This is a genomic window from Yoonia rosea (assembly GCF_900156505.1).
In the GTDB taxonomy this organism is placed as follows: domain Bacteria; phylum Pseudomonadota; class Alphaproteobacteria; order Rhodobacterales; family Rhodobacteraceae; genus Yoonia; species Yoonia rosea.
Window position 1 is genome coordinate 166,051 of record NZ_FTPR01000002.1, and the last position, 19,901, is coordinate 185,951.

Sequence of the window (19,901 nt, forward strand, 5' to 3'; positions counted from 1 at the left end):
CGGTGGCCTTGCCTTAGCTTTCGAGTTCTTCAGTCGGCGACGCCGCTGTTTCTTCGTCCCGCAAGCGGTGGATGTGTGCAATGAAGTACCGCATATGCGCATTGTCAACGGTGCGCTGTGCGGCACCTTTCCACGCATTATAGGCCGCTTCGTAGTTTGGATACATGCCAACGATATCAATGGCATCCACATCCTTGAATGCGTTCTTGGTTGGATCAATCAGCTCACCGCCAAAAACGAGGTGCAGGCGTTGTGTCATGGATAAACCTTTGCGAAAATATGTGTCAGGGGCAGTCTAGGCCTTTGGCGCGGATGGCTCAAGCCGTGCAAGCAGATCACCGTGAAGCCGTGGACCGGCGGCCAGAACACCGGGAACCTGCGGGTGGGTATTATTGAAACGGAGCGGCGCACCGTGTTGGTCTGAAATCGTGGCGCCCGCTTCTTGCACGATCAATGCACCCGCCGCGATATCCCATTCCCAACTGGGGCGCAGGGTGATCATCCCGTCGAAACTGCCCTCGGCCGCAAGACAAAGCCTGTAGGCAAGCGATGACCTGAATGCGCGCTTGACTGGCGGGAGCGTCCCGCCTTTCCAGAACCGGGCATCAAAATTCGGCCTTGCGCCAAGGATCGTCGCATCATCAATCTGCGGGTCAGAGGCGCTGATCACCGCGCCGTTCAGCGTCGCACCACCACCAATTTCGGCAGCGAACATCATATCACGCATCGGCAGATACACCGCGGCGGCGACCGGAATGCCATTCTCGGTCACGGCAAGCGAATGTGCCCAATCATTGCTGCCTTCGATAAAGGCGCGCGTCCCGTCGATCGGGTCAATGATGAACTGGCGCTGCGTCTTCAGGCGCGCGGCATTGTCCTCGGTTTCCTCCGACAGCCAGCCATATTCGGGCCGCTCTGCTTGCAGGAAATTCTCGAGCATCGCGTTCACGGCCAGATCTGCGGCTGTCACCGGCCCCGCACCATGGGGTTTATCGGTCACATCAGGATTTTGCTGAAAATACCGCTTGGCAATGTCGCCGGACTGACGCGCCGCTTGCACAAGCAACGCAAGATCAGGCTCCGGCAAGCGTCAATCCTTCAACCAACAGCGAGGGAACGACGCGCGACAGATGCCTGCGGCCGTCATTGGCAGGCTGGATCGTCTTCAACATCTCGCGCAGATTACCCGCAACGGTACATTCGTTAACAGGATAGGCGATTTCACCGTTCTCAACCCAGAAACCAGCCGCACCGCGGGAATAGTCGCCCGTGTTGGGGTTGATGGTCGACCCGATCATTGAGGTCACCAAAAGCCCTGTGCCCATCTCGCGGATCAGATCATCGCGTGATTTGTCGCCCATGGTCAGGGCCACATTTGTCAGGCTCGGCGATGGTGGAGCACTGGTGCCGCGCGCGGCATTTGCCGTGCTTGGCATCCCAAGCTTGCGGCCTGTCGCCAGATCAAGCGTCCAGCCCGTCAGGACGCCGTCATCGACAATCGCACGCTGCGTGGTCGCCAATCCTTCGGCATCAAAGAGCTTTGATCCGGTGACACGCACGCGGTGCGGGTCTTCAATAATCGACAAGCCCTTGGGCAAAACCTGTTGGCCAATGGCATCGCGTAACCAGCTTGAACCGCGCGCAATCATGGATCCGTTGCTGGCTTGCAGAAGGCTCCCGATCAGGGTGCTGGCGACACGTTCATCAAAGAGCACCGGATAGGCCCCGGTGCGGGGGCGCTTCGCGCCCGCCCGTTCCACCGCACGTTCCGCTGCGATGCGTCCGATTTCTTCGGCGTCACGCAGATCGGCATGAAACACGCGGCTGTCATAGTCATAGTCGCGCTCCATCCCTGTGCCGGTGCCGCTGATCGCGACACAGGACAGACCACGATCACTGCGCGCATACCCCGCAGAAAATCCGTTCGTTGCAGCCAAGTGGATACGCCGACGCCCGTAACCTGCCGACGCGGATTGCACCTGTGAAACGCCTGCATTGCGCAGGGCTGCCGCCTCTGCACGCGTTGCGTCCTCTTGCAGCGCGGCAGGATCGGGTTCGTCGCTGGGATCATAAAGTTCCAACGCCTCGGTCGCAGTATTGCTTGCCAGTTGTGACGGATCAGCAAGGCCGGCATGGGGGTCTTCAGGCGCTTCCTTGGCCATCGCAACTGCCCGTTCCGCCATCTGGATCAGCGTCTCTGGCTTGGTATCGGATGACGACACACAGGCCTGGCGGTTGCCAACAAAGACGCGCAAGCCGATGTCGATGCCCTCGGACCGCTCTGCCTGTTCCAAGGCGCCTTCACGCACAGTAATGGAGATCGACGTGCCATCCACGGCAATCGCATCGGCGGCATCTGCGCCAGCGCGCTTGGCGGCTTGCAATATCTGATCGGAAAGGTCTGAAAGAGATTGGGTCATCGTGTGTCCTTTGCTTGCTCAAAGACCTAGTGCGCCAAGGTCTGCCCCGCAAGGCCAAGGATTGCGCAAAAGAAAAGGGGCGCAAGTGTCGCCACCTGCGCCCCCTTTTTCAAAAGAATGGGTTACCGTACACGATTGCCGTTCACGTTGACCTGACCGTTTGGCAGCACCTCGACAGAGGTTTCCATCTGGTCGTCACCGGTTGAGCGGGCAAACATCCCCACCATCATGCGCGCGCCCATGACATCCTGCTCGGGAACCAGCCCCATAGCGACCAGATTATCGAGCAGCGCGTTAAAGCCCGTAATCTCGATCGTCGCTGACCCTTCGGGGCGCGGCAACGGCGCAAAGCTGTCCATGTCGCTGTTGTCAAACGTGAAGGCCCCACTGCCCACCAAAGCGGCACCGGCGGCGTTGACGTTCAGACGCTCCAGCGTCACTGATTCAAGCTCGTACGGCATTTCCGCGCTGTTCATCGCATCCTGCTGTTCAGGATCAAACATATCAAACAGCGCCTTGCCACGGCCACTCAGTGCCAGCTGGATCGTCGCAGGATCGCGCGGCAAAACCTTGCCCGCATCGAAAAGATCCCAAAGCGCATCGCTGATCGACAGGTCAACCAGATCAAAACCAAAGGCAAAATCCGAAGCCTCTTCAGAAGCGGCAGTCGGGAATAGGACATTCACACCGTATTGCGCCAAGCTCAGTTCAATCGGAAGCGGGAAATCACCCGAAACGATATTCATCGCAACATCATTGGTTGATGACGTATAACCGACAGTGCTGTTGTTCATTTCACCTGTCAGTGTGGATGAACCCACCGTGATTGACCCCGAAGCCTGATCGCCATCTGCATTGATGTCGAAGACAAAATCCGAGCGGTCGATCGTATAGCCCCCTGCGATGGCAAAACCGTCGACGATCAGCGTATCAGGATCGTTCAAATCCGCATCGGCGGGAACCGACATTTCAGCCTGCGCCGCAATGGCCGTCATTTTACCGCCCGCAGTCACATATTCGCCATTGCCGCCGGGAATCTGAAAATCAACCAGCAGGTCGACTGATCCGATTGTCCCGTTATACGAGATTTCGCGCAGATCGCCGGTTTCGGTCTGATATCTCATGTCGATGTCGTTCACCATCACCTGCGCGTCACCAGTAAAGGTGATATCGCCGTCCACAACATCCTGAAGGGCAATACCATACTGATCCGCCGTGATCGCATAATTCATGGCGTCCGGATCACCGCTGACAATCATGTCCATATTTTGCTGGGTGACGGCCAGCGTCACGACCACACCATCCTCGCCTGTGATGACCATTGGATAGCTATCATCCATCGTCACGCGCACAGTACCGTCGGACTGTTCGTTGAAGGTGATCGTTCCGACGGATATCTCGGCGGTAACTTCATCATCCGTGGTCCGCAAAGACAAATCGCGGATCGTCACAACGCCGCTTGATGTCTCTTCCGCACCGATTGTCAGGCTGTCTTCACCGTAAAGGCTCATCTGCGCCTTCCAGTCTTCCCAGACCTGTGCGGCGGTGACGTCGGCCTGCGCTGCGCTGCCAGCGATCAATGCGGCGATGCAAACAGCACTACGCATTCCTGTCGGATATGTCATGGATGATCCCTTTCGATATATCTTTGTCCCACCGGACCCGGCTTTGAAATATACCGGCGATGGGCTTTACTATTCCGACAATAACTAGCTATCCCAAAAGCAATCTGAAAGGGACTTGTGTGAAAAACATCAATTTAGTCGGGAAAACCGTACTTATCACCGGGGCCAGCCGCGGCATCGGCGCGGCCGCCGCCTATGCCTTTGCCGAAGCAGGGGCGAACGTCGCACTGGTTGCCCGCAGCACTGACGAGATTGCCGAAATTGCCGGACAAATCGGGGAAAAAGCACTTGCGATCCCCTGCGATGTGTCGCGCTATTCCGATGTTGCCTCGGCCGTTGCCGCAACCGCGCGCACATTTGGCGGGTTGGATGTTCTGATCAATAACGCAGGCGTGGTTGAGCCCATTGGCCACCTGCAAGACACCGATCCAGAGGCGTGGTCACGCACCATCGACATCAACCTCAAAGGCGTGATGCACGGGATGCATGCCGCAATGCCCGGCATGATCGCCCAAGGACACGGGACGATCATCAACATCTCGTCCGGTGCCGCCCATGGTCCGGTCGAGGGCTGGTCGGCCTACTGCAGTTCCAAGGCCGCCGTCTATATGCTCACGCGCACAGCCGACAAGGAGTCCCGCGAGAAAGGCCTGCGGATCTTGGGCCTCTCGCCCGGCACGGTAGCCACGCAAATGCAGCGTGAAATCAAGGCGTCAGGCATCAATCCGGTCAGCCAGCTTGACTGGTCCGTCCATATCCCGCCCGAGTGGCCCGCACAGGCGCTGTTGTGGATGTGCACACCCGAGGCCGACGATTTCTTGGGCGATGACGTCAGCCTGCGTGACGAGGATATCCGCAAAAAGGTCGGGCTTATATGATCCGATGTGACAAGGATGGTGACACATGGGTCGTCACCATTGACCGCCCCGACAAAGCGGGCGCGTTGACGCGTGATATGCTGATCCGGCTGGCCGAGACCGCAGAGGCGGCACAGGATGCGAAACTCTTCATTCTGACAGGCACGGGCGGTGTCTTTAGCGCCGGTGCAGATTTGGAAGCCGCGCGTGCAGGACTTGCCACCGATCCGGTCTGGGAACGGCTCTCGGGCGCGATCGCATCCTTGCCGTGCCTCACCATCGCAGCCCTGAACGGCACAGTGGCAGGCGGCGCATTTGGCATGGTGCTCGCCTGCGATCTGCGGATCGCCGTTACAGGGGCAAAGTTCTTTTATCCGGTGATGAAGCTGGGCTTTCTGCCGCAACCCTCTGATCCCCCGCGCCTGACACGGCTTGTCGGGCCCGCGCGCGCCAAGATGATTCTGATGGCAGGACAAAAGATCAAGGCGGAACGGGCGCTCCAATGGGGATTGGTGGACCAGATCACCACCCCTGATGCGCTGCTTGAAACCGCACAAAATCTTGGGGCAGATGCGCTCTCTGCCGCGCCGGAGCATATTGCAGCGATCAAACGCATGACAGTAGAAGCGTTTAAACAGTAAAGGGCGGGCGCGGATGGAACCAAACGGATTGATGGCGCAGGCCCATAACGCTTTTGATCAGGCACTGGTCCTTGCGCAAGGCTGGCTTCTTTCACCGGCGGCATGGTCGCAATTTGCGCTTCTGATCGGTGCCTACCTTCTGGCACGGATCGCGAGCGGGATTATTACGCCGCGCCTGCGCACATTGCTCACACCGGATGCGGCCAACCGATCCATCCTCTCCAAGGCGCGCCGCTTCCTGCTCATCTTCCTACCGCTCACCTTGCCGCTCTTGGCTTATGGGTTCACCGCCGTCGGCGAAAGCGTCACGCGGTCCCTCTTCGGGTCCGGTGAAGTCATCGCATTCGGCAAGCGTGTCTTCCTTTTTCTTGCCGCCCGCGCACTGGCCAAAGATATCGTCACGGACGCCTTTCTGCGCCTTCTGGCGCGCTATATTCTGGTCCCTGTCGCGGCGCTCTATGCGCTTGGTTTTCTTGATGAAGTTACGATGGCGCTCGACGCGGCGCGGGTGACACTTGGCAATATCAGTTTCTCTGCGCTTTCCATCGTGCGCGGGCTTATTGTCGGCAGCCTGCTGTTCTGGCTGGGCCAATGGTCAAACGCGCAGTCCTCCTCTTACATCACGCAACAACCCATGCGGCCGGCGATCCGGCAACTGGCGATCAAGGCCTCTGAATTTGCGATCTTCACCGTCGCCTTCCTGATCCTGATGAATGTGATGGGGATCAACCTGAGTTCCCTGGCGATCATCGGGGGTGCCATTGGTGTGGGCCTTGGTTTCGGTCTGCAAAAAATCGCATCCAACTTTATCTCTGGCGTGATCCTGATGGTCGAGGGTCAAGCCACCGTCGGTGATTATGTCGAACTGGACGGCGGCGAAGCCGGAACCATCATCAAGATGGGGGCACGCGCAACGATCCTTGAGACTTTCGATGGCCGTTGGATTGTTGTGCCGAATGAGGATTTCATCACCACGCGGGTGGTCAATTACTCAGACTCCGGGTCAGCAAACCGGCTCGAGGTGGCATTTTCCGTAAGCTACGACACCGATATCAACCGTGTCCCCGCCATCATTGAGGCCGCCGTCTCAAAGCACCCCGGTGTCCTGCAAGATCCCGAAGGCCCTGACTGCGAATTACGCGGGTTTGGCGATAGCGGCGTGGATTTCGGGGTTGAATTCTGGGTCGAAGGCATTGACGACGGCAAGAACAAATACGCCTCTGACGTGCTGTTCCTAATCTGGAATGCCCTCAAGGAAAACGATATCGAAATCCCCTATCCACACCGTGTGGTCGAGATCAAAGGACCCATGCCCGCGTGAGCGATGCCGTGGTCATTGGTGCGGGGCCCGCTGGCCTGATGGCCGCCGAGCAATTGGCCAAGGCCGGTGTTTCAGTGACCATCGCCGATGCCATGCCATCGGTGGGGCGGAAATTCCTGATGGCAGGCAAATCAGGACTGAACATCACCAAGGTTGAGCCAAGTGCCGCTTTTCTTGCGGCCTACGGCAGAGACCTTCCGGCGGCGCTCATGAATGCGCTTGATGATTTCGGCCCGGAACAGGTGATGGCTTGGGCGGAAGGTCTGGGGCAAACCGTCTTTACCGGTTCGACTGGTCGAGTCTTTCCCACCGTGATGAAAGCCTCACCTTTGCTGCGCGCATGGCTCGCCCGCTTGCAGGCAGGGGGCGTGCGCATCGAAACACGTTGGCGTTGGGAGGGCTGGCAGGGCGACGCTTTGCGTTTTGAGACACCCGACGGCACGGTCTCTATTGCACCAAAGGTGACCATCCTTGCAACAGGTGGCGCCAGTTGGGCGCGCCTTGGGGCAAACGGGGCTTGGGCCGCGCATCTGCAGGATCAGGTCGCACCCTTTGCCCCTGCAAATATGGGATTTGTGGTGGATTGGTCGCCCCATATGGCCCCCTATCTGGGTGTGCCGGTGAAATCGGTGGGCTTAGCGGCAGGCAACCGGAGCACACGTGGCGAGTGCGTCATCTCTGAACGCGGCATCGAAGGTGGCGGCATCTATATGGTGTCGAAAGCCATGCGCGAAGGGGCACCGCTGACCATTGATTTGCTGCCTGACTGGCCCGAGGACAAGATCCGCACGGCGCTGCAAAAACCACGCGGCAAGGCAAGCTTGTCCAACCACCTGCGCAAAGTGCTAAGGTTTTCGCCGGTGCAGACGGCGTTGCTGATGGAATGCGGGCGACCCTTGCCCGATGATCTTGCGCCACTGATCAAGGCTCTCCCCGTCGCGCACCAAGGGCCACGGCCCATGGACGAAGCGATTTCCACTGCGGGCGGCGTCAGGTTCAGTGCGCTCACCGATGATCTGATGCTGAAACAGCGCTTTGGTGTGTTCTGCGCAGGCGAAATGCTGGATTGGGAGGCACCAACAGGGGGCTACCTGATCACGGCGTGTCTTGCGACAGGACGGCGCGCAGGCCTAGCCGCCGCCACGCTTTGCTGCGCGTAAGCGCAAGAAGAACGTGGGCTCGAAAAGCATTGGCACAAGGCCGCCACACCATCCAGATTGTTTATTCCAAAAAGAGTGTAAGCTATGGGTCTCTCACCCTGACGGAATGGCAGGAGGGCATGTTGTGCGCTAGACTAAGGCCCATTGCGAACACTAAATGAGTCGCTGGTGGTACGTTATTCAATCACAACGAGAACCACTGTCATTTGCATAACCCCGAAAGCCCGTTAGACTAGGCAGACCGTTGCATTTATGCACCGAAGGCACAAGAATTACGCAATCAGCGGCAATCCGAGCATCAGCCAGTTGAGAACGAATAATCAGCCAGTCTTGAATGTGCGATTTATTTATCTATTAAATTCAATGCACTATCGGCGCTTACGCGTTCAGCCGCCGAAGATACGCTCCTGGAGCCCGGAGGAAGATGACAACCCCTTAACTTTTGCATCTAGGATTCGCATGAAATCCCTGATTCAGTGCGACAATGTGGGTCGGTCACGCTTTGGCCGTTAGACCCCTTGCACAAATGGAGTAACACTATGCGCATTACAACAACACTTGCAGCTGCAGCAGCTCTTGCAGTATCCGGCGCCGCAGCTTCTGCTGGTGGCATGGCTGAAGAAGTCATGGAAGCACCAGTCGTCGTAGCTGAGGCACCAGCACCAGCAGCTTCGTCAATCAGCCCAGTATACGTAGTTCTGGGCGTGCTTGCTGCAGTTCTGATCGCAGCAGCAGCTGACCAGTAAATCAGGATCGACGATCTTGTTTTGAAAGGCAGGCCTATTGGCCTGCCTTTTTTCGTATCAACGCCTTGCTATCATTGCGAGCCGGATCAATGTCCGCTCCATCAGCGCATTCTGCGGCGCGGTACTTGCAGAGCGGAGTTGCAGATCGACATCTGTCAGCGCTGTCAGCGCCTTTTCCAGACGGTCACGCCCCCACTGGCCGGCCTGCCTGACGATCTTGTCACGTCGCGGGCCAAAGACAGGGGGCCTTAGCCGCCCCACACCTGCCGCAGGCCCACCCGGATCCGAGGCGACCACATGCAGCCTGCGAAAATGGCGCATTGCCCCGATGCAAAGCGTCACCGGCGTGACACCCTGCGCATAGAGACTGCGCAAAATCGGGCCCAGTTGATCAGCCTGACCTGTGGCCACGATTTCCAGTACATCGTCAACGTCCACCTCGGCAGATTGGGGTGCGTTGGCCATGATGTCGGCGATGCTCAGCGGGCTGTCATCGCCACGCTTGTATAGGCTCACCTTCTCGATCGTTTGTCTGAAATCCCCGGGTTCGAGACTGTTGGCCAGCGCCAGGAGCGCATCCATCACATCACGGTCAGGCAGGGCGACACCGGCATCTTTCAACGCCAACTCGACATCGGCCATCGTCGGCGGATCATCGTAGAGGCCGATAGATACAGCGTTGCTATACCCCTCAACCACCTTCCGAAGGGCAGATTTCGCGGTCAGCTGGGCGGCCGTAATCACAACTTGTGCATCACCGGGCTGCCAGTCGGCCAAGGCTGCGGCGATAACCTTTGACAGACCATCCGTGGCGTCCTCAACAAAAGCGACCCTATGCCCAGGAAAAAACCCCTGTGCCTTGATCGCATCATCCAGCATTGCAGGATCCTTGCGCAAATCAGAGGCACTGATCCGTGTCAGGCGCATTTCCTCTTCGCCTTGCGGGCCGACCAGTGCGTTGATTGCGAGTTGGCGCTTGTCGGCCACCCGCATCGGATCGGCGCCAAAGATCAAAAGCGCCATATGGGACGGGTCCGGCTGCCGGAAGTAGTTATTCGCCGCGGCCCCCGTCAGCTTCATCAGTCAAGCTCGGTGGCGCGGATCAGGACACGGCTGACAATCAGATCAGCAAGGATCACCGACACCCGCGCTTCGGCGTCATCGCGCGTGGCTTGCGTTGCGTTGGTTGATCCTGTGGCAGAGTAACTTGTAAAGGCCTCGACCTCGCCGCCATCGATCTGGCGGCCATCATCCAGCGCGATCAATCTCCACGTGGCTACGCCAACAATGTTAAAGCGCGAAGTGTCACCCTCTGATGTAATCGCTGCCGCCCGCTGGCTGGAACGTACCGTTGTCTTGAGTGCATATTCCGGTGCCACACTGCGCCCTAGCCGCTTTTCCAGCTGCTCGCGCAGGCGAAAGCCCGCAACGCTCGCGTCCGTCTCAAAGGCAACACGCCCCCGCAACCCCGTATCTGTGCCATAGATCGGCGCAAAGCCGCAGCCCGCCAGACCCAACAGGACAAGCAGGACAGTGCGGCGGGGTGTGAGGCTAGATGACAATATTCACGATCCTTCCAGGAACGACGATCAGCTTTTTGGGTGCTGCACCACCAAGGGCAGTTTGCACGACCTCAAGGCCCAAGGCGAGCTCTTCGACAGCCTCTTTGCTGGCGTCGGCGGGAACCTGTATTTCGGCACGCCGCTTACCGTTGATCTGGATCGGCATCGTCACCGTGTCTTCGACCAGCATCGCCTCATCCGCAACCGGCCAAGGGGCGTTGGCAATCAGACCCTCACCGCCCAGCATGGACCAGATTTCCTCGGACAGATGCGGCGTCATGGGCGACATCAGTTGCGCCAGCACAAGTGCGGCTTCGCGTTTTGCAGCACCGCCAGCCTTTGATTTCGCAAGCGCGTTGGTAAAGGCGTAAAGCTTGGCGATCGCCGCGTTAAATCCGAAGGTTTCGACACCCATCGTCACATCATGGATTGCCTTGTGCATGGCGCGCAGCAGATCCGCATCGCCCTCACCGGTCGCAGTGTCCATACCGGCAATTTCGGACGTCACACGGTAAACGCGGCCCAAGTGTTTATAGGTTGCCTCGGCGCCCGATGCCGTCCACTCCACGTCCCGCTCGGGCGGGCTGTCGGACAAGACAAACCAACGCGCGGTATCCGCGCCGTATTTCGCCAAGATATCATCGGGGTCGACCACGTTCTTTTTCGACTTCGACATTTTCGCCGAAGGGATGATCTCAACCTCTGTGCCATCGGCCAGCTTCCCGTCGGTCACATCCTCGGGCAGGTGATAGACAGGACGGTCTTTGTCGTCTTTGGTCTGATATATCTCGTGCGTCACCATGCCTTGCGTAAACAACGCATCGAACGGTTCTTTCGCGCTTTCCGGCAGGTGGCCGGTCATATGCATCGCCCGCGCAAAGAAGCGGCTGTAGAGCAGGTGCAGAATCGCGTGCTCGATCCCGCCGATATACTGGTCGACGTTCATCCAGTAGGATGCATCTTCCATGTTCGTCGGTGTGTCGGCATCCGGTGCTGTAAAGCGCGCGAAATACCATGAGGAATCCACGAAGGTATCCATCGTGTCGGTTTCACGCTGGGCGGGCTTGCCACAAGACGGGCAGGCACAATCACGCCATATCGGATGACGGTCGAGCGGGTTGCCGGGCACATCGAAGGACACATCATAGGGCAGTTCGACGGGCAGATTCTCTTTCGCCTCGGGCACCACGCCGCAGTCATCACAGTGAACCACGGGGATTGGACAGCCCCAATAGCGCTGGCGGGACAGGCCCCAATCGCGCAGGCGGAATTTCGTCACGCCCTCACCGATGCCATTGGCCTCGCAGAAGGCAATGGCCGCAGCGATACCCGCGTCGCCTGTTTGCTCGGTCTCGCCTGCGAAGCCGCGGATATAGATCACAGGTTCTGTTTTAGGCGGCACATAGGCGTCACCGCCATCTTCAGGCAATGTAATGCCTTCGTCTTTGACAGGCGCATAGGTGCTGATCACGGGCAACCCGTATTTGCGTGCGAAATCAAGGTCGCGTTGATCGTGGGCAGGGCAGCCAAAGATCGCGCCCGTGCCGTAATCCATCAGGATGAAATTCGCGATAAAGACGGGCAGATCATCGTGGCCTTCCAGCGGGTGCTTGACCCGCAGGCCGGTGTCATAGCCCAGCTTTTCCGCCTTCTCGATCGCCTCGGCTGTAGTGCCACCCTTGCGGCATTCGGCGCAGAATTCGGCTATCTTGTCGTCTTTCGCTTCCAGCTCTTTCGCCAGCGGATGATCGGGGGAAATGCCGACAAAAGACGCGCCCATCAACGTGTCAGGGCGGGTGGTATACACCTCAATCTCGCCACCGCCATCGGTGCGCGTGAAAGCAAACTGCAAGCCGCGCGATTTGCCGATCCAGTTGGCCTGCATCAGCTTCACCTTGGCGGGCCAGTTATCCAGCGTATCCAGCGCCTCAAGCAGCTCTTCGGAATAATCGCTGATCTTGAAGAACCATTGCACCAGTTCGCGGCGCTCGACCTCGGCACCCGACCGCCAGCCCTTGCCGTCGATCACCTGTTCGTTCGCCAACACGGTCATATCGACGGGATCCCAGTTCACCACAGCTTTCTTGCGGTAAATCAGGCCTTTGGACAGAAAATCAATAAACAACGCCTGCTGCTGGCCGTAATATTCGGGATCACAGGTCGCGAATTCACGGGACCAGTCAATCGACAGGCCCAGCGGCTTCATCTGCGCCTTCATGTCGGCGATATTGCCGTAGGTCCAATCCTTGGGGTGCCCGCCTGACGCCATTGCGGCATTTTCCGCAGGCATTCCGAAAGCGTCCCACCCCATAGGATGCAGCACGTTGTGGCCCGTTGCGAGTTTATACCGCGCGATCACGTCGCCCATGGTGTAGTTGCGCACGTGGCCCATGTGGATACGTCCCGACGGATAGGGGAACATCTCAAGCACATAATACTTGGGCTTGTCGGTGCTGCGCGCGGCCTTGAATGTCTCGGCGGCGGCCCATGTGTCCTGCCATTTCGCCTCGATCTCGGCGGGTGCGTAGGTGATCATCTTATTGGTCTTTCTCAAAGCGAAACGCCGGGCGTGTGGGCCCGGCGCTATTCATAATCGGGCTGGTCGCCGATGGCTATAGCGCGCCGTCAGCAATCCGCAACTGGCGCGCACGCGATAGGATCGCATCCTCGACCGCGCGCTGGGTTTCGGCGGCGACAGGGCCGTTGCGTGTCAGAAGGCTCACGTTCAAGGAACGCGCATCCATTGCAGGGTCACTGACCTGAATTGTCGCGCGGTAGGCCTGTCCACTGCCAGGCGGGGTGCCAAAGCCGGTTGTAATGACACCGGTAAAAGGATCAGCGGATTGCACGGGCAGAAAGCTGAGTACATCCAAAGATGCCGCCCACAGATAGCGGTTGACCGCCACACTTTCGGCCCCGCGCGGGGTTGGTGCCGGGCCACCGCAAGCCGCCAGCGAGACAACCAAAATTACAGAAACAAGAGCATGTCTTATGCGAATCATCGCTATTCACCCGTCCTATCAAGACCTAATCACTGACAGCGCTGTGTCGCTAAATGCAAACGAACCCACCGCGACGACGAAAGCAAAGAACAAACTATTCATGTTGTGTCGCGGTCAAAATCCGGACTTACTCACGCGTCGTAAGTACTTAACAACTGGGTTTTCAGGCCACAAGAGAATTCTCCCGGACGCAGCCTGACATAGCGCCAGACACGACTGTGGCAAAGTTGCACCAGAATCCGTCGCCATTCACCCCGCCGGTCTCATCAACTTGCAATGGGATAACAAGGGGTAGAAAACACAGCTAATCAATTTGGGCGTACCCGAGTTGAGTTAAATTGTAACCACGAGGGAATATAACCATGAAAAAGGTGCTTCTTACTACTACTGCACTTGTCTTCACAGCTGGCTTCGCCGCTGCTGACGGACACTCCGGTGCGTCAATCACCATTTCTGGTGAAGCTGTCGCCGGTGTAAAATACATCGAAGATGCTGCACAAGAAACAACTCAGTACCTTGAGCTGGATTTCGGCATTGCTGGCAAGACCACAACAGACGGTGGCCTTGAAGTTGGTGCGTCATTCGACCTGGACCTGAACACAAACGGCGAAGCTGCGCCCGACGACGAAGAAGTCTACATCTCTGCTGGTGGCATCACGCTGACTCTGGGTGATGTTGGTGCGGCTGACGACGCTGTTGTTGGCAACCTGAGCGACGTTGGTTTCGACGGTATCGGCGTTGACGATGTTGCAGAAGCCTTCTTCGACATCACAAGCCAGAACATCCTTGTAAAAGGTGAGTTCGGTGCGATCACTGTTGCTGCTTCTGGCAGCATGGACGAAGCTGGTGTGGATGCAGTCGATGACTTCGTAGTTGCTGCAGGCTATGACGGCGGCATGTACTCGGTCGGCATTTCTTACGCTGACGTAGCGAGTGGCGATTTTGAAGTCATCGCACTTGGCGGCTCTGTTACTGCCGCTGGCGCAGACCTGAACCTTTTCTGGCACCAGGCTGACGATGGTAGCGACACAATCTCCGGCTACGGTGCATCTGTTGCATACCCAGTTGGCGCTCTGACATTGGTTGGTACCGTTGGTACAACCGATCTTGATGACGACGACGCTGACTTTGGTGTTGGTGCTGAATACGACCTCGGTGGCGGTGTTTCACTTGCCGGCGGTATCGGTCAGGTTGACGATCCATTTGCAGACGACGACGGCATCACTGTTGCTGACTTCGGTATGAAAATTAAGTTCTAATTCACGCTTGTGAATTGAATTGAAAGAGCGGGCGTTTTCGTCCGCTCTTTTCTTTTGCGCATCCATGTTGCACATAAACGGCAAAGAAGAGGTGCCTATGTCCCTATCCGAAATCACCGCCCGCATGGCGAAAGCTGCCGAAACGGCAGGTCGGTCAATGGATGATCTGTCTCTTATTGCGGTGTCCAAGGTGCAGCCCAATGCGCGTGTCGCGGCAGTGCTTGACGAAGGCCATCGGATATTCGGGGAAAACAAGGTGCAAGAGGCCGCTGGCAAATGGCCCGCCTTTCGTGAACGCTATGACGGGATCGCACTTCACCTGATTGGCCCGTTGCAAACCAACAAGGTCAAACAAGCCATGCAACTGGCCGATGCAATCCACACAGTCGACCGCGCAAAGCTGGCAAAGACAATTGCGCGCCATGCCCAAGAGCTGGGTACCTGCCCCGATCTTTTTGTGCAGGTCAATACCGGCGAAGAGCCCCAGAAGGCAGGCGTTCTGCCAAGTGAGGCGGATGCTTTCATCGCCGAGGTCCGCGCGCTTGATCTGCCGCTGAAAGGGTTGATGTGCATTCCACCCGTCGATGAAGAACCGTCCTTGCATTTTGCCCTGCTGGGCAAGATCGCGGCGCGCAATGATCTTGCGGGTCTGTCGATGGGCATGAGCAGCGACTTTGAAAGCGCCATCGCCTTGGGTGCCACACATATCCGCGTCGGTTCGGCCATTTTTGGTGAGCGCGTCTACGGGTGAGCGACGATTACGCCCCGCCCCAAGACCCTTTGACGATCCTGCATGACGACCATCAGGTTCTTTTGGTCGACAAGCCAAGCGGCCTTTTGTCAGTCCCCGGCAAAGGCCCGCATCTGGCCGATTGTCTTTTGACACGTGTACAGGCGGCCTTTCCCATGGCGTTGCTGGTGCACCGGCTTGATCGTGACACCTCGGGGGTGATGATTTTTGCGCTGACACCTCATGCGCAGCGGCACCTCGGGCTGCAATTCGAAAAACGGCAGACCAAGAAAACCTACATCGCACGGGTCTGGGGCGAGATGGCGGAAAAGACAGGGACCGTGGATTTGCCCCTGATCGTTGATTGGCCGAACCGCCCCAAGCAGATGGTGGACCATGAAACAGGCAAGCAAGCGGTCACCGATTGGCGTGTCATGCGCGCCAAGGATAACGAGACGCGGGTCAAGCTGATGCCGCGCACGGGCCGGTCACATCAGTTGCGCGTCCATATGATGGCGCTGGGGCATCCGATCTTGGGTGATCCGTTCTATGCAACGGGCGAGGCGCGGGAGTACCCGCGCCTCATGTTGCATTCCGAAACTTTGCAGTTTCGCCACCCTGACGGCGGCCAGGGTATGCGCATTACCGCAAAGTGCCCGTTCTAGCCTGCCAGGAACTGCGCGATGGCATCCACTTCGGACTGTGCGATCTCATGACCGCCGGGATGCCAGTGGACCGTCACATCAGCGCCCTGTGCCGTGAGATAGTCCACCAAGGCCTGCGTCAGAGGTGCCGGGCAAATCGGGTCGCGCTCACCTGCGGTGATGAGGATGCGGCGGCCCTGTAACCCCGGTTGGTCTTTTGGCTCCCATGGGATGAGCGGGTGCATCAGGACCAGCGTATCGACAAGTTCAGGCTGCGCGAGCGCGACCGAGGCCAGAATGTTGGCCCCGTTGGAATAGCCCAGACCGATCGTATCTGCTGCGCCTGTCTTTTTCTTTTCCGACCGGATAAAGTCGGCCATCGCAGCGGTACGCGCCGCCAGATCATCCATGTCATAGACGCCTTCGGCAGCGCGACGGAAATAGCGTAGCGCGCCATGCTCCGACACATCACCCCGCGGCGAGCAGACATGCGCACCCGGTTTCAACTGTTCCGCAAAGCCATGAAACTGGCCTTCATTCCCGCCAGTGCCGTGGAATGTCAGGAACAGCGGCGCGCCCGCTGTCCCTTCCGTGCGTTTTGCAACATAGCTCATATCAGTCACCCAGCGGCTGAAGCAGCCCCTCCAGACGGGCACGCAAATGCTCGTGCTGGCTTGGCAGTTTGAGCGCTTCACCCAAGTGCGCGGTGTCTTCGTCGCGGTCAAAACCAGGCTCGTTGGTGGCGACCTCGAACAGCACACCACCGGGTGTGCGGAAATAAATCGCGTAGAAATAATCGCGGTCAATCACAGGGGTCACTTGGTATCCGGTATCAAGCAGTGCCTCGCGGACCTCGAGCTGCCGTGCACGGTTGTCGACAGCAAAGGCAAGGTGGTGGACCGAGCCTGCACCTTGTGCTGCATATCCTGCCGTGGGGATTTCTTCGATATCAATGATGTTCGCGTCATTTCCGCCCGGCACGACAAAGCGGGTCACGTTGTCTTGGGTATCAAGCTTTTCATAGCCCATGAACTGCAACAGCTCGCTGCTCATTGCGGCCTGTTGCAGGCGCATATCAGCAGAGTGGAATCCACGGATACCCATCTCTTGGCTCACACCATTGCCGGTCCAAGGTGCGCGGTCATCGTCACTTTCGACCAAGGCGAACTGATCTCCGTCAGGGCCATCAAACAACACACGCTTTTCGCCAAAACGCGTGTCCTGCGCAACGCCGGTAACCTCGAAAGTTGCGAAACGGTCAAGCCACGCCTGCGACGTCCCTGTAGGAATACTGAATGCGGTACGCCCCACTTCGCCGACACCCTTGCGGCCACGGCCTGCGTTGGGGAATGGAAAGTAGGTCATCACAGTGCCGGGAGATCCGGCCTCGTCACCATAATAGAGGTGATACACATCAGGTGCATCAAAGTTCACAGTCTTCTTTACCCGGCGCAATCCAAGCACGTTGGTAAAGAATGCATTGTTCTCACGGGCGTCACTGGCCAGTGAGGTGACGTGGTGCAGGCCCTTAATCTGGTTGATCATCTCGCTCTCCTATCTTGCTGACAGGTTACATAGCGGATTCGATCATGCACTAAACATCCACGGGCGCACCGATTTGGTGCGCCCGTGCACATGACACTATTCGGCAGCCCAACCCGAGATTGCTTTGACCTCGAGGAATTCTTCGATCCCCCAGACACCGCCTTCGCGCGCGCGCCCCGACATTTTCATGCCGCCAAAGGGCGAACCCGCACCGCGGGACTGGCCGTTCATCTCAACCATGCCGGACCGCAGGGCGCGGGCCATGCGGTTGCGCTTGGCACCATCTTGGGACTGGACATAGTTGGTCAGACCATAGGGCGTATCATTGGCGATCCGCACAGCATCCGCTTCATCCTCGAACGGAATAATCGACAGGACAGGACCAAAGATTTCCTCCTGCGCAATGCGCATGTCATTGGTCACATCGGCAAAGACTGTTGGACGCACGTAATACCCGCGGTTCATTCCCTCAGGCAGACCGGGACCACCGGCCACAAGGCGCGCACCTTCGTTAATGCCCACCTCGATCATTTCCTGAATTTTGGTCCATTGGCTCTTGTTCACCACGGGGCCGATATGCCGCCCGGGTTCTGACGCGGGGCCAACGGTGATACTCTTGGCCGTCTCGGCCGCCACTTCAACCGCTTGGTCGTAGATCGACCGCTCAACCAACATGCGGGTCGGCGCGTTACAGGATTGGCCAGAGTTGCTCATGCAATGAATGACACCACGTTTCACAGCCTTCTCATCGGCATCGGCAAAGATCACGTTCGCACCCTTTCCGCCAAGTTCGAGCGTGACACGTTTCAGCGTCTCGGCTGCGGCGGCAGAGATCGCCTTACCGGCGCGTGTCGAGCCCGTGAAACTGATCATCGCCACATCTTCGTGGCGCGACAGCTGGCTCCCCACACCGGCACCATCACCATTCACAAGGTTGAAGACACCGGCAGGGACGCCCGCATCATGCACAAATTCGGCAAACAACAGCGACGACAGCGGCGATTCCTCGGAGGGTTTCAAAACCATCGTGCAACCGGCCAGAAGCGCCGGGATCACCTTGAGCGTGACCTGGTTCATCGGCCAGTTCCACGGTGTGATCAGGCCCACGACACCAATCGGTTCCATTGCGATGCGGTCATTGGGGGCGTGCGGCCCAAGGGGGCGGATCCACTCAATTTCCTTGACCGCCTTTAGGGCGTTTTTCAGGTGCCAAGGCAGGCAAGGAGCCTGACTGCTGCGCGACATATCAATGGGTGCGCCCATTTCCATACTGATCGCTTGGGCCATTTCCTCGACCCGCGCTTCATATTGATCAAGGATCGCCTTGACATAGGAAGCACGCTCTTCGGGATCTGTCGCAGCCCATGCGGGAAACGCCGCCTTGGCCGCAGCAACAGCCGCATCGGTATCTGCCTGATCACCCAGCGAAATAATCGCGCAGGGATCTTCCGTTGAAGGATCAATCACGTTGTAATCGCGGGGCTGCACCGGTGGCACCCACGCCCCGTTGATATAGAAGTTGCGGTTCTCGATCATTGGATCTCTCCCTGACAAATGCTCTTGAAACTTGTGACACCGGCGCGCAACGGGCGCAAGCGGCGGTGGCAGTCAGTGCCTGGGATACCTATATAGACACCAGTGCACTTCAATAGAGGAACGACACCATGAGTCTCCGCATCAACGACACCATTCCCGATCTGACCGTCGAAACCGACCAAGGCACCCTTTCGCTGCATGACTGGATCGGCGATAGCTGGGCGATCCTGTTTTCGCACCCCAAGGATTTCACCCCTGTCTGCACCACCGAATTCGGCGCTGTCGCGCAGCTGGCCGATGAATGGGCCAAGCGCGGCACCAAGGTGATGGGCATCAGCGTCGACGGCGTTGAAGATCACAAAAAGTGGAAAAGCGACATCGAAACATTCGCTAAGGCCAAAGCCGGTTTCCCGATCATCGCCGATGAGGACCTGACCGTCGCCAAAGCCTTCGATATGTTGCCCGCCGACGCCTATCTGCCTGATGGCCGCACACCTGCGGACAGTGCCACTGTCCGCGTGGTTTTCATTATTGGGCCTGACAAAAAGCTGAAGCTGTCGATGACCTATCCAATGAACGTCGGCCGTAACTTTGCCGAAGTGCTCCGCGCGCTTGACGGGCTACAGACAGCTGCAGGACAAGGCGTTGCAATGCCCGCAAACTGGAACGTAGGCGATGACGTGATTATTCCAGCGACGGTCAGCGATGAAGACGCGAAAGCAAAGTTTGGTGATTTCACGACCGTCTTCCCGTATCTGCGGACGACAAAACTGAAGGGCTAAGCCCGGTCAAAGCACAAATAAAGAAGGCCCCGGTTGGTCAACCGGGGCCTTTTTCATGTCCGGAAGACAAT

The 19,901-nt window shown here is 58.0% G+C and carries 20 protein-coding genes; 9 read left to right on the forward strand and 11 right to left on the reverse strand.

What is annotated here, in order from left to right; genetic code table 11:
- Positions 1–13: 13 nt before the first annotated feature.
- The 4 genes from B0B09_RS12040 to B0B09_RS12055 form a co-directional block, all read right to left on the reverse strand.
- Positions 14–259, reverse strand: coding sequence for a DUF4170 domain-containing protein (locus B0B09_RS12040; protein ID WP_055295023.1), 246 nt, complete (start codon positions 257–259; stop codon positions 14–16).
- Between the two features lie 36 nt (positions 260–295).
- Entirely contained in the window at positions 296–1,087 is a 792-nt protein-coding gene (locus tag B0B09_RS12045) for a 3'(2'),5'-bisphosphate nucleotidase CysQ (protein WP_076660109.1), read from the reverse strand.
- Entirely contained in the window at positions 1,074–2,420 is a 1,347-nt protein-coding gene (locus B0B09_RS12050) for a TldD/PmbA family protein (RefSeq protein ID WP_076660112.1), read from the reverse strand. The genes B0B09_RS12045 and B0B09_RS12050 overlap by 14 nt, the downstream gene beginning before the upstream one ends.
- Before the next feature lie 122 nt (positions 2,421–2,542).
- Positions 2,543–4,045, reverse strand: a complete 1,503-nt coding sequence (locus B0B09_RS12055) for a DUF2125 domain-containing protein (protein WP_242654423.1) — start codon at positions 4,043–4,045, stop codon at positions 2,543–2,545.
- 128 nt (positions 4,046–4,173) lie between these two features.
- On the opposite strand from B0B09_RS12055, the gene B0B09_RS12060 reads away from it, so the two are divergent.
- From B0B09_RS12060 to B0B09_RS12080, 5 genes are all read left to right on the forward strand, one after another.
- On the forward strand, positions 4,174–4,923 hold the full coding sequence (locus tag B0B09_RS12060) for an SDR family oxidoreductase (protein WP_076660649.1): 750 nt from the start codon (positions 4,174–4,176) through the stop codon (positions 4,921–4,923).
- Positions 4,920–5,543, forward strand: a complete 624-nt coding sequence (locus tag B0B09_RS12065; protein ID WP_076660113.1) for an enoyl-CoA hydratase/isomerase family protein — start codon at positions 4,920–4,922, stop codon at positions 5,541–5,543. The genes B0B09_RS12060 and B0B09_RS12065 overlap by 4 nt, the downstream gene beginning before the upstream one ends.
- A 13-nt stretch (positions 5,544–5,556) precedes the next feature.
- Positions 5,557–6,864: a mechanosensitive ion channel family protein gene (locus B0B09_RS12070; protein WP_076660115.1), complete on the forward strand. Its 1,308-nt coding sequence runs from the start codon at positions 5,557–5,559 to the stop codon at positions 6,862–6,864.
- Positions 6,861–8,024 (forward strand): TIGR03862 family flavoprotein, encoded by a 1,164-nt coding sequence (locus B0B09_RS12075; RefSeq protein ID WP_076660117.1) that lies wholly within the window; start codon positions 6,861–6,863, stop codon positions 8,022–8,024. The genes B0B09_RS12070 and B0B09_RS12075 overlap by 4 nt, the downstream gene beginning before the upstream one ends.
- A 539-nt stretch (positions 8,025–8,563) precedes the next feature.
- Complete coding sequence (locus tag B0B09_RS12080; RefSeq protein WP_076660119.1) at positions 8,564–8,770, forward strand: hypothetical protein; 207 nt, start codon at positions 8,564–8,566, stop codon at positions 8,768–8,770.
- Between the two features lie 57 nt (positions 8,771–8,827).
- Here the strand turns inward: B0B09_RS12080 and holA are convergent, their stop codons facing one another.
- From holA to B0B09_RS12100, 4 genes are all read right to left on the reverse strand, one after another.
- Entirely contained in the window at positions 8,828–9,850 is a 1,023-nt protein-coding gene (gene holA / locus B0B09_RS12085) for a DNA polymerase III subunit delta (protein ID WP_076660122.1), read from the reverse strand.
- Complete coding sequence (lptE, locus tag B0B09_RS12090; RefSeq protein ID WP_084190830.1) at positions 9,850–10,332, reverse strand: LPS assembly lipoprotein LptE; 483 nt, start codon at positions 10,330–10,332, stop codon at positions 9,850–9,852. Before lptE ends, holA begins: the two co-directional genes overlap by 1 nt.
- Entirely contained in the window at positions 10,322–12,868 is a 2,547-nt protein-coding gene (leuS, locus tag B0B09_RS12095; RefSeq protein ID WP_076660127.1) for a leucine--tRNA ligase, read from the reverse strand. Before leuS ends, lptE begins: the two co-directional genes overlap by 11 nt.
- A gap of 76 nt (positions 12,869–12,944) precedes the next feature.
- Positions 12,945–13,334, reverse strand: a complete 390-nt coding sequence (locus tag B0B09_RS12100) for a DUF3576 domain-containing protein (RefSeq protein ID WP_076660129.1) — start codon at positions 13,332–13,334, stop codon at positions 12,945–12,947.
- 362 nt (positions 13,335–13,696) lie between these two features.
- Here B0B09_RS12100 and B0B09_RS12105 point away from each other — a divergent pair, with 362 nt between their 5' ends.
- The 3 genes from B0B09_RS12105 to B0B09_RS12115 all read left to right on the forward strand — a co-directional run bounded on the left by B0B09_RS12105 (position 13,697) and on the right by B0B09_RS12115 (position 15,988).
- On the forward strand, positions 13,697–14,593 hold the full coding sequence (locus B0B09_RS12105) for a porin (protein ID WP_076660131.1): 897 nt from the start codon (positions 13,697–13,699) through the stop codon (positions 14,591–14,593).
- 97 nt (positions 14,594–14,690) lie between these two features.
- Positions 14,691–15,344, forward strand: a complete 654-nt coding sequence (locus tag B0B09_RS12110) for a YggS family pyridoxal phosphate-dependent enzyme (RefSeq protein WP_076660133.1) — start codon at positions 14,691–14,693, stop codon at positions 15,342–15,344.
- Positions 15,341–15,988, forward strand: a complete 648-nt coding sequence (locus tag B0B09_RS12115; protein WP_076660136.1) for an RluA family pseudouridine synthase — start codon at positions 15,341–15,343, stop codon at positions 15,986–15,988. Before B0B09_RS12110 ends, B0B09_RS12115 begins: the two co-directional genes overlap by 4 nt.
- Here the strand turns inward: B0B09_RS12115 and B0B09_RS12120 are convergent.
- From B0B09_RS12120 to B0B09_RS12130, 3 genes are all read right to left on the reverse strand, one after another.
- Positions 15,985–16,581, reverse strand: a complete 597-nt coding sequence (locus tag B0B09_RS12120; protein WP_084190831.1) for an alpha/beta hydrolase — start codon at positions 16,579–16,581, stop codon at positions 15,985–15,987. The two genes, B0B09_RS12115 and B0B09_RS12120, sit on opposite strands and share 4 nt — an antisense overlap.
- 1 nt (position 16,582) lies before the next feature.
- Positions 16,583–17,512: a VOC family protein gene (locus B0B09_RS12125; protein WP_076660141.1), complete on the reverse strand. Its 930-nt coding sequence runs from the start codon at positions 17,510–17,512 to the stop codon at positions 16,583–16,585.
- A gap of 96 nt (positions 17,513–17,608) precedes the next feature.
- Positions 17,609–19,048 (reverse strand): aldehyde dehydrogenase family protein, encoded by a 1,440-nt coding sequence (locus tag B0B09_RS12130; RefSeq protein ID WP_076660143.1) that lies wholly within the window; start codon positions 19,046–19,048, stop codon positions 17,609–17,611.
- 128 nt (positions 19,049–19,176) lie between these two features.
- Between B0B09_RS12130 and B0B09_RS12135 the strand changes: the two genes are divergently transcribed.
- Positions 19,177–19,830, forward strand: a complete 654-nt coding sequence (locus tag B0B09_RS12135; RefSeq protein ID WP_076660145.1) for a peroxiredoxin — start codon at positions 19,177–19,179, stop codon at positions 19,828–19,830.
- Positions 19,831–19,901 lie beyond the last annotated feature (71 nt).

Bases quoted from the DNA above. Each gene is read 5' to 3' on its own strand.
- B0B09_RS12040 (WP_055295023.1), bottom strand. From the start codon at position 259: ATGACACAACGCCTGCACCTCGTTTTTGGCGGTGAGCTGATTGATCCA.
- B0B09_RS12050 (WP_076660112.1), bottom strand. From the start codon at position 2,420: ATGACCCAATCTCTTTCAGACCTTTCCGATCAGATATTGCAAGCCGCC.
- B0B09_RS12055 (WP_242654423.1), bottom strand. From the start codon at position 4,045: ATGACATATCCGACAGGAATGCGTAGTGCTGTTTGCATCGCCGCATTG.
- B0B09_RS12065 (WP_076660113.1), top strand. From the start codon at position 4,920: ATGATCCGATGTGACAAGGATGGTGACACATGGGTCGTCACCATTGAC.
- B0B09_RS12070 (WP_076660115.1), top strand. From the start codon at position 5,557: ATGGAACCAAACGGATTGATGGCGCAGGCCCATAACGCTTTTGATCAG.
- B0B09_RS12080 (WP_076660119.1), top strand. From the start codon at position 8,564: ATGCGCATTACAACAACACTTGCAGCTGCAGCAGCTCTTGCAGTATCC.
- holA (WP_076660122.1), bottom strand. From the start codon at position 9,850: ATGAAGCTGACGGGGGCCGCGGCGAATAACTACTTCCGGCAGCCGGAC.
- leuS (WP_076660127.1), bottom strand. From the start codon at position 12,868: ATGATCACCTACGCACCCGCCGAGATCGAGGCGAAATGGCAGGACACA.
- B0B09_RS12100 (WP_076660129.1), bottom strand. From the start codon at position 13,334: ATGATTCGCATAAGACATGCTCTTGTTTCTGTAATTTTGGTTGTCTCG.
- B0B09_RS12105 (WP_076660131.1), top strand. From the start codon at position 13,697: ATGAAAAAGGTGCTTCTTACTACTACTGCACTTGTCTTCACAGCTGGC.
- B0B09_RS12110 (WP_076660133.1), top strand. From the start codon at position 14,691: ATGTCCCTATCCGAAATCACCGCCCGCATGGCGAAAGCTGCCGAAACG.
- B0B09_RS12120 (WP_084190831.1), bottom strand. From the start codon at position 16,581: ATGAGCTATGTTGCAAAACGCACGGAAGGGACAGCGGGCGCGCCGCTG.
- B0B09_RS12125 (WP_076660141.1), bottom strand. From the start codon at position 17,512: ATGATCAACCAGATTAAGGGCCTGCACCACGTCACCTCACTGGCCAGT.
- B0B09_RS12130 (WP_076660143.1), bottom strand. From the start codon at position 19,048: ATGATCGAGAACCGCAACTTCTATATCAACGGGGCGTGGGTGCCACCG.
- B0B09_RS12135 (WP_076660145.1), top strand. From the start codon at position 19,177: ATGAGTCTCCGCATCAACGACACCATTCCCGATCTGACCGTCGAAACC.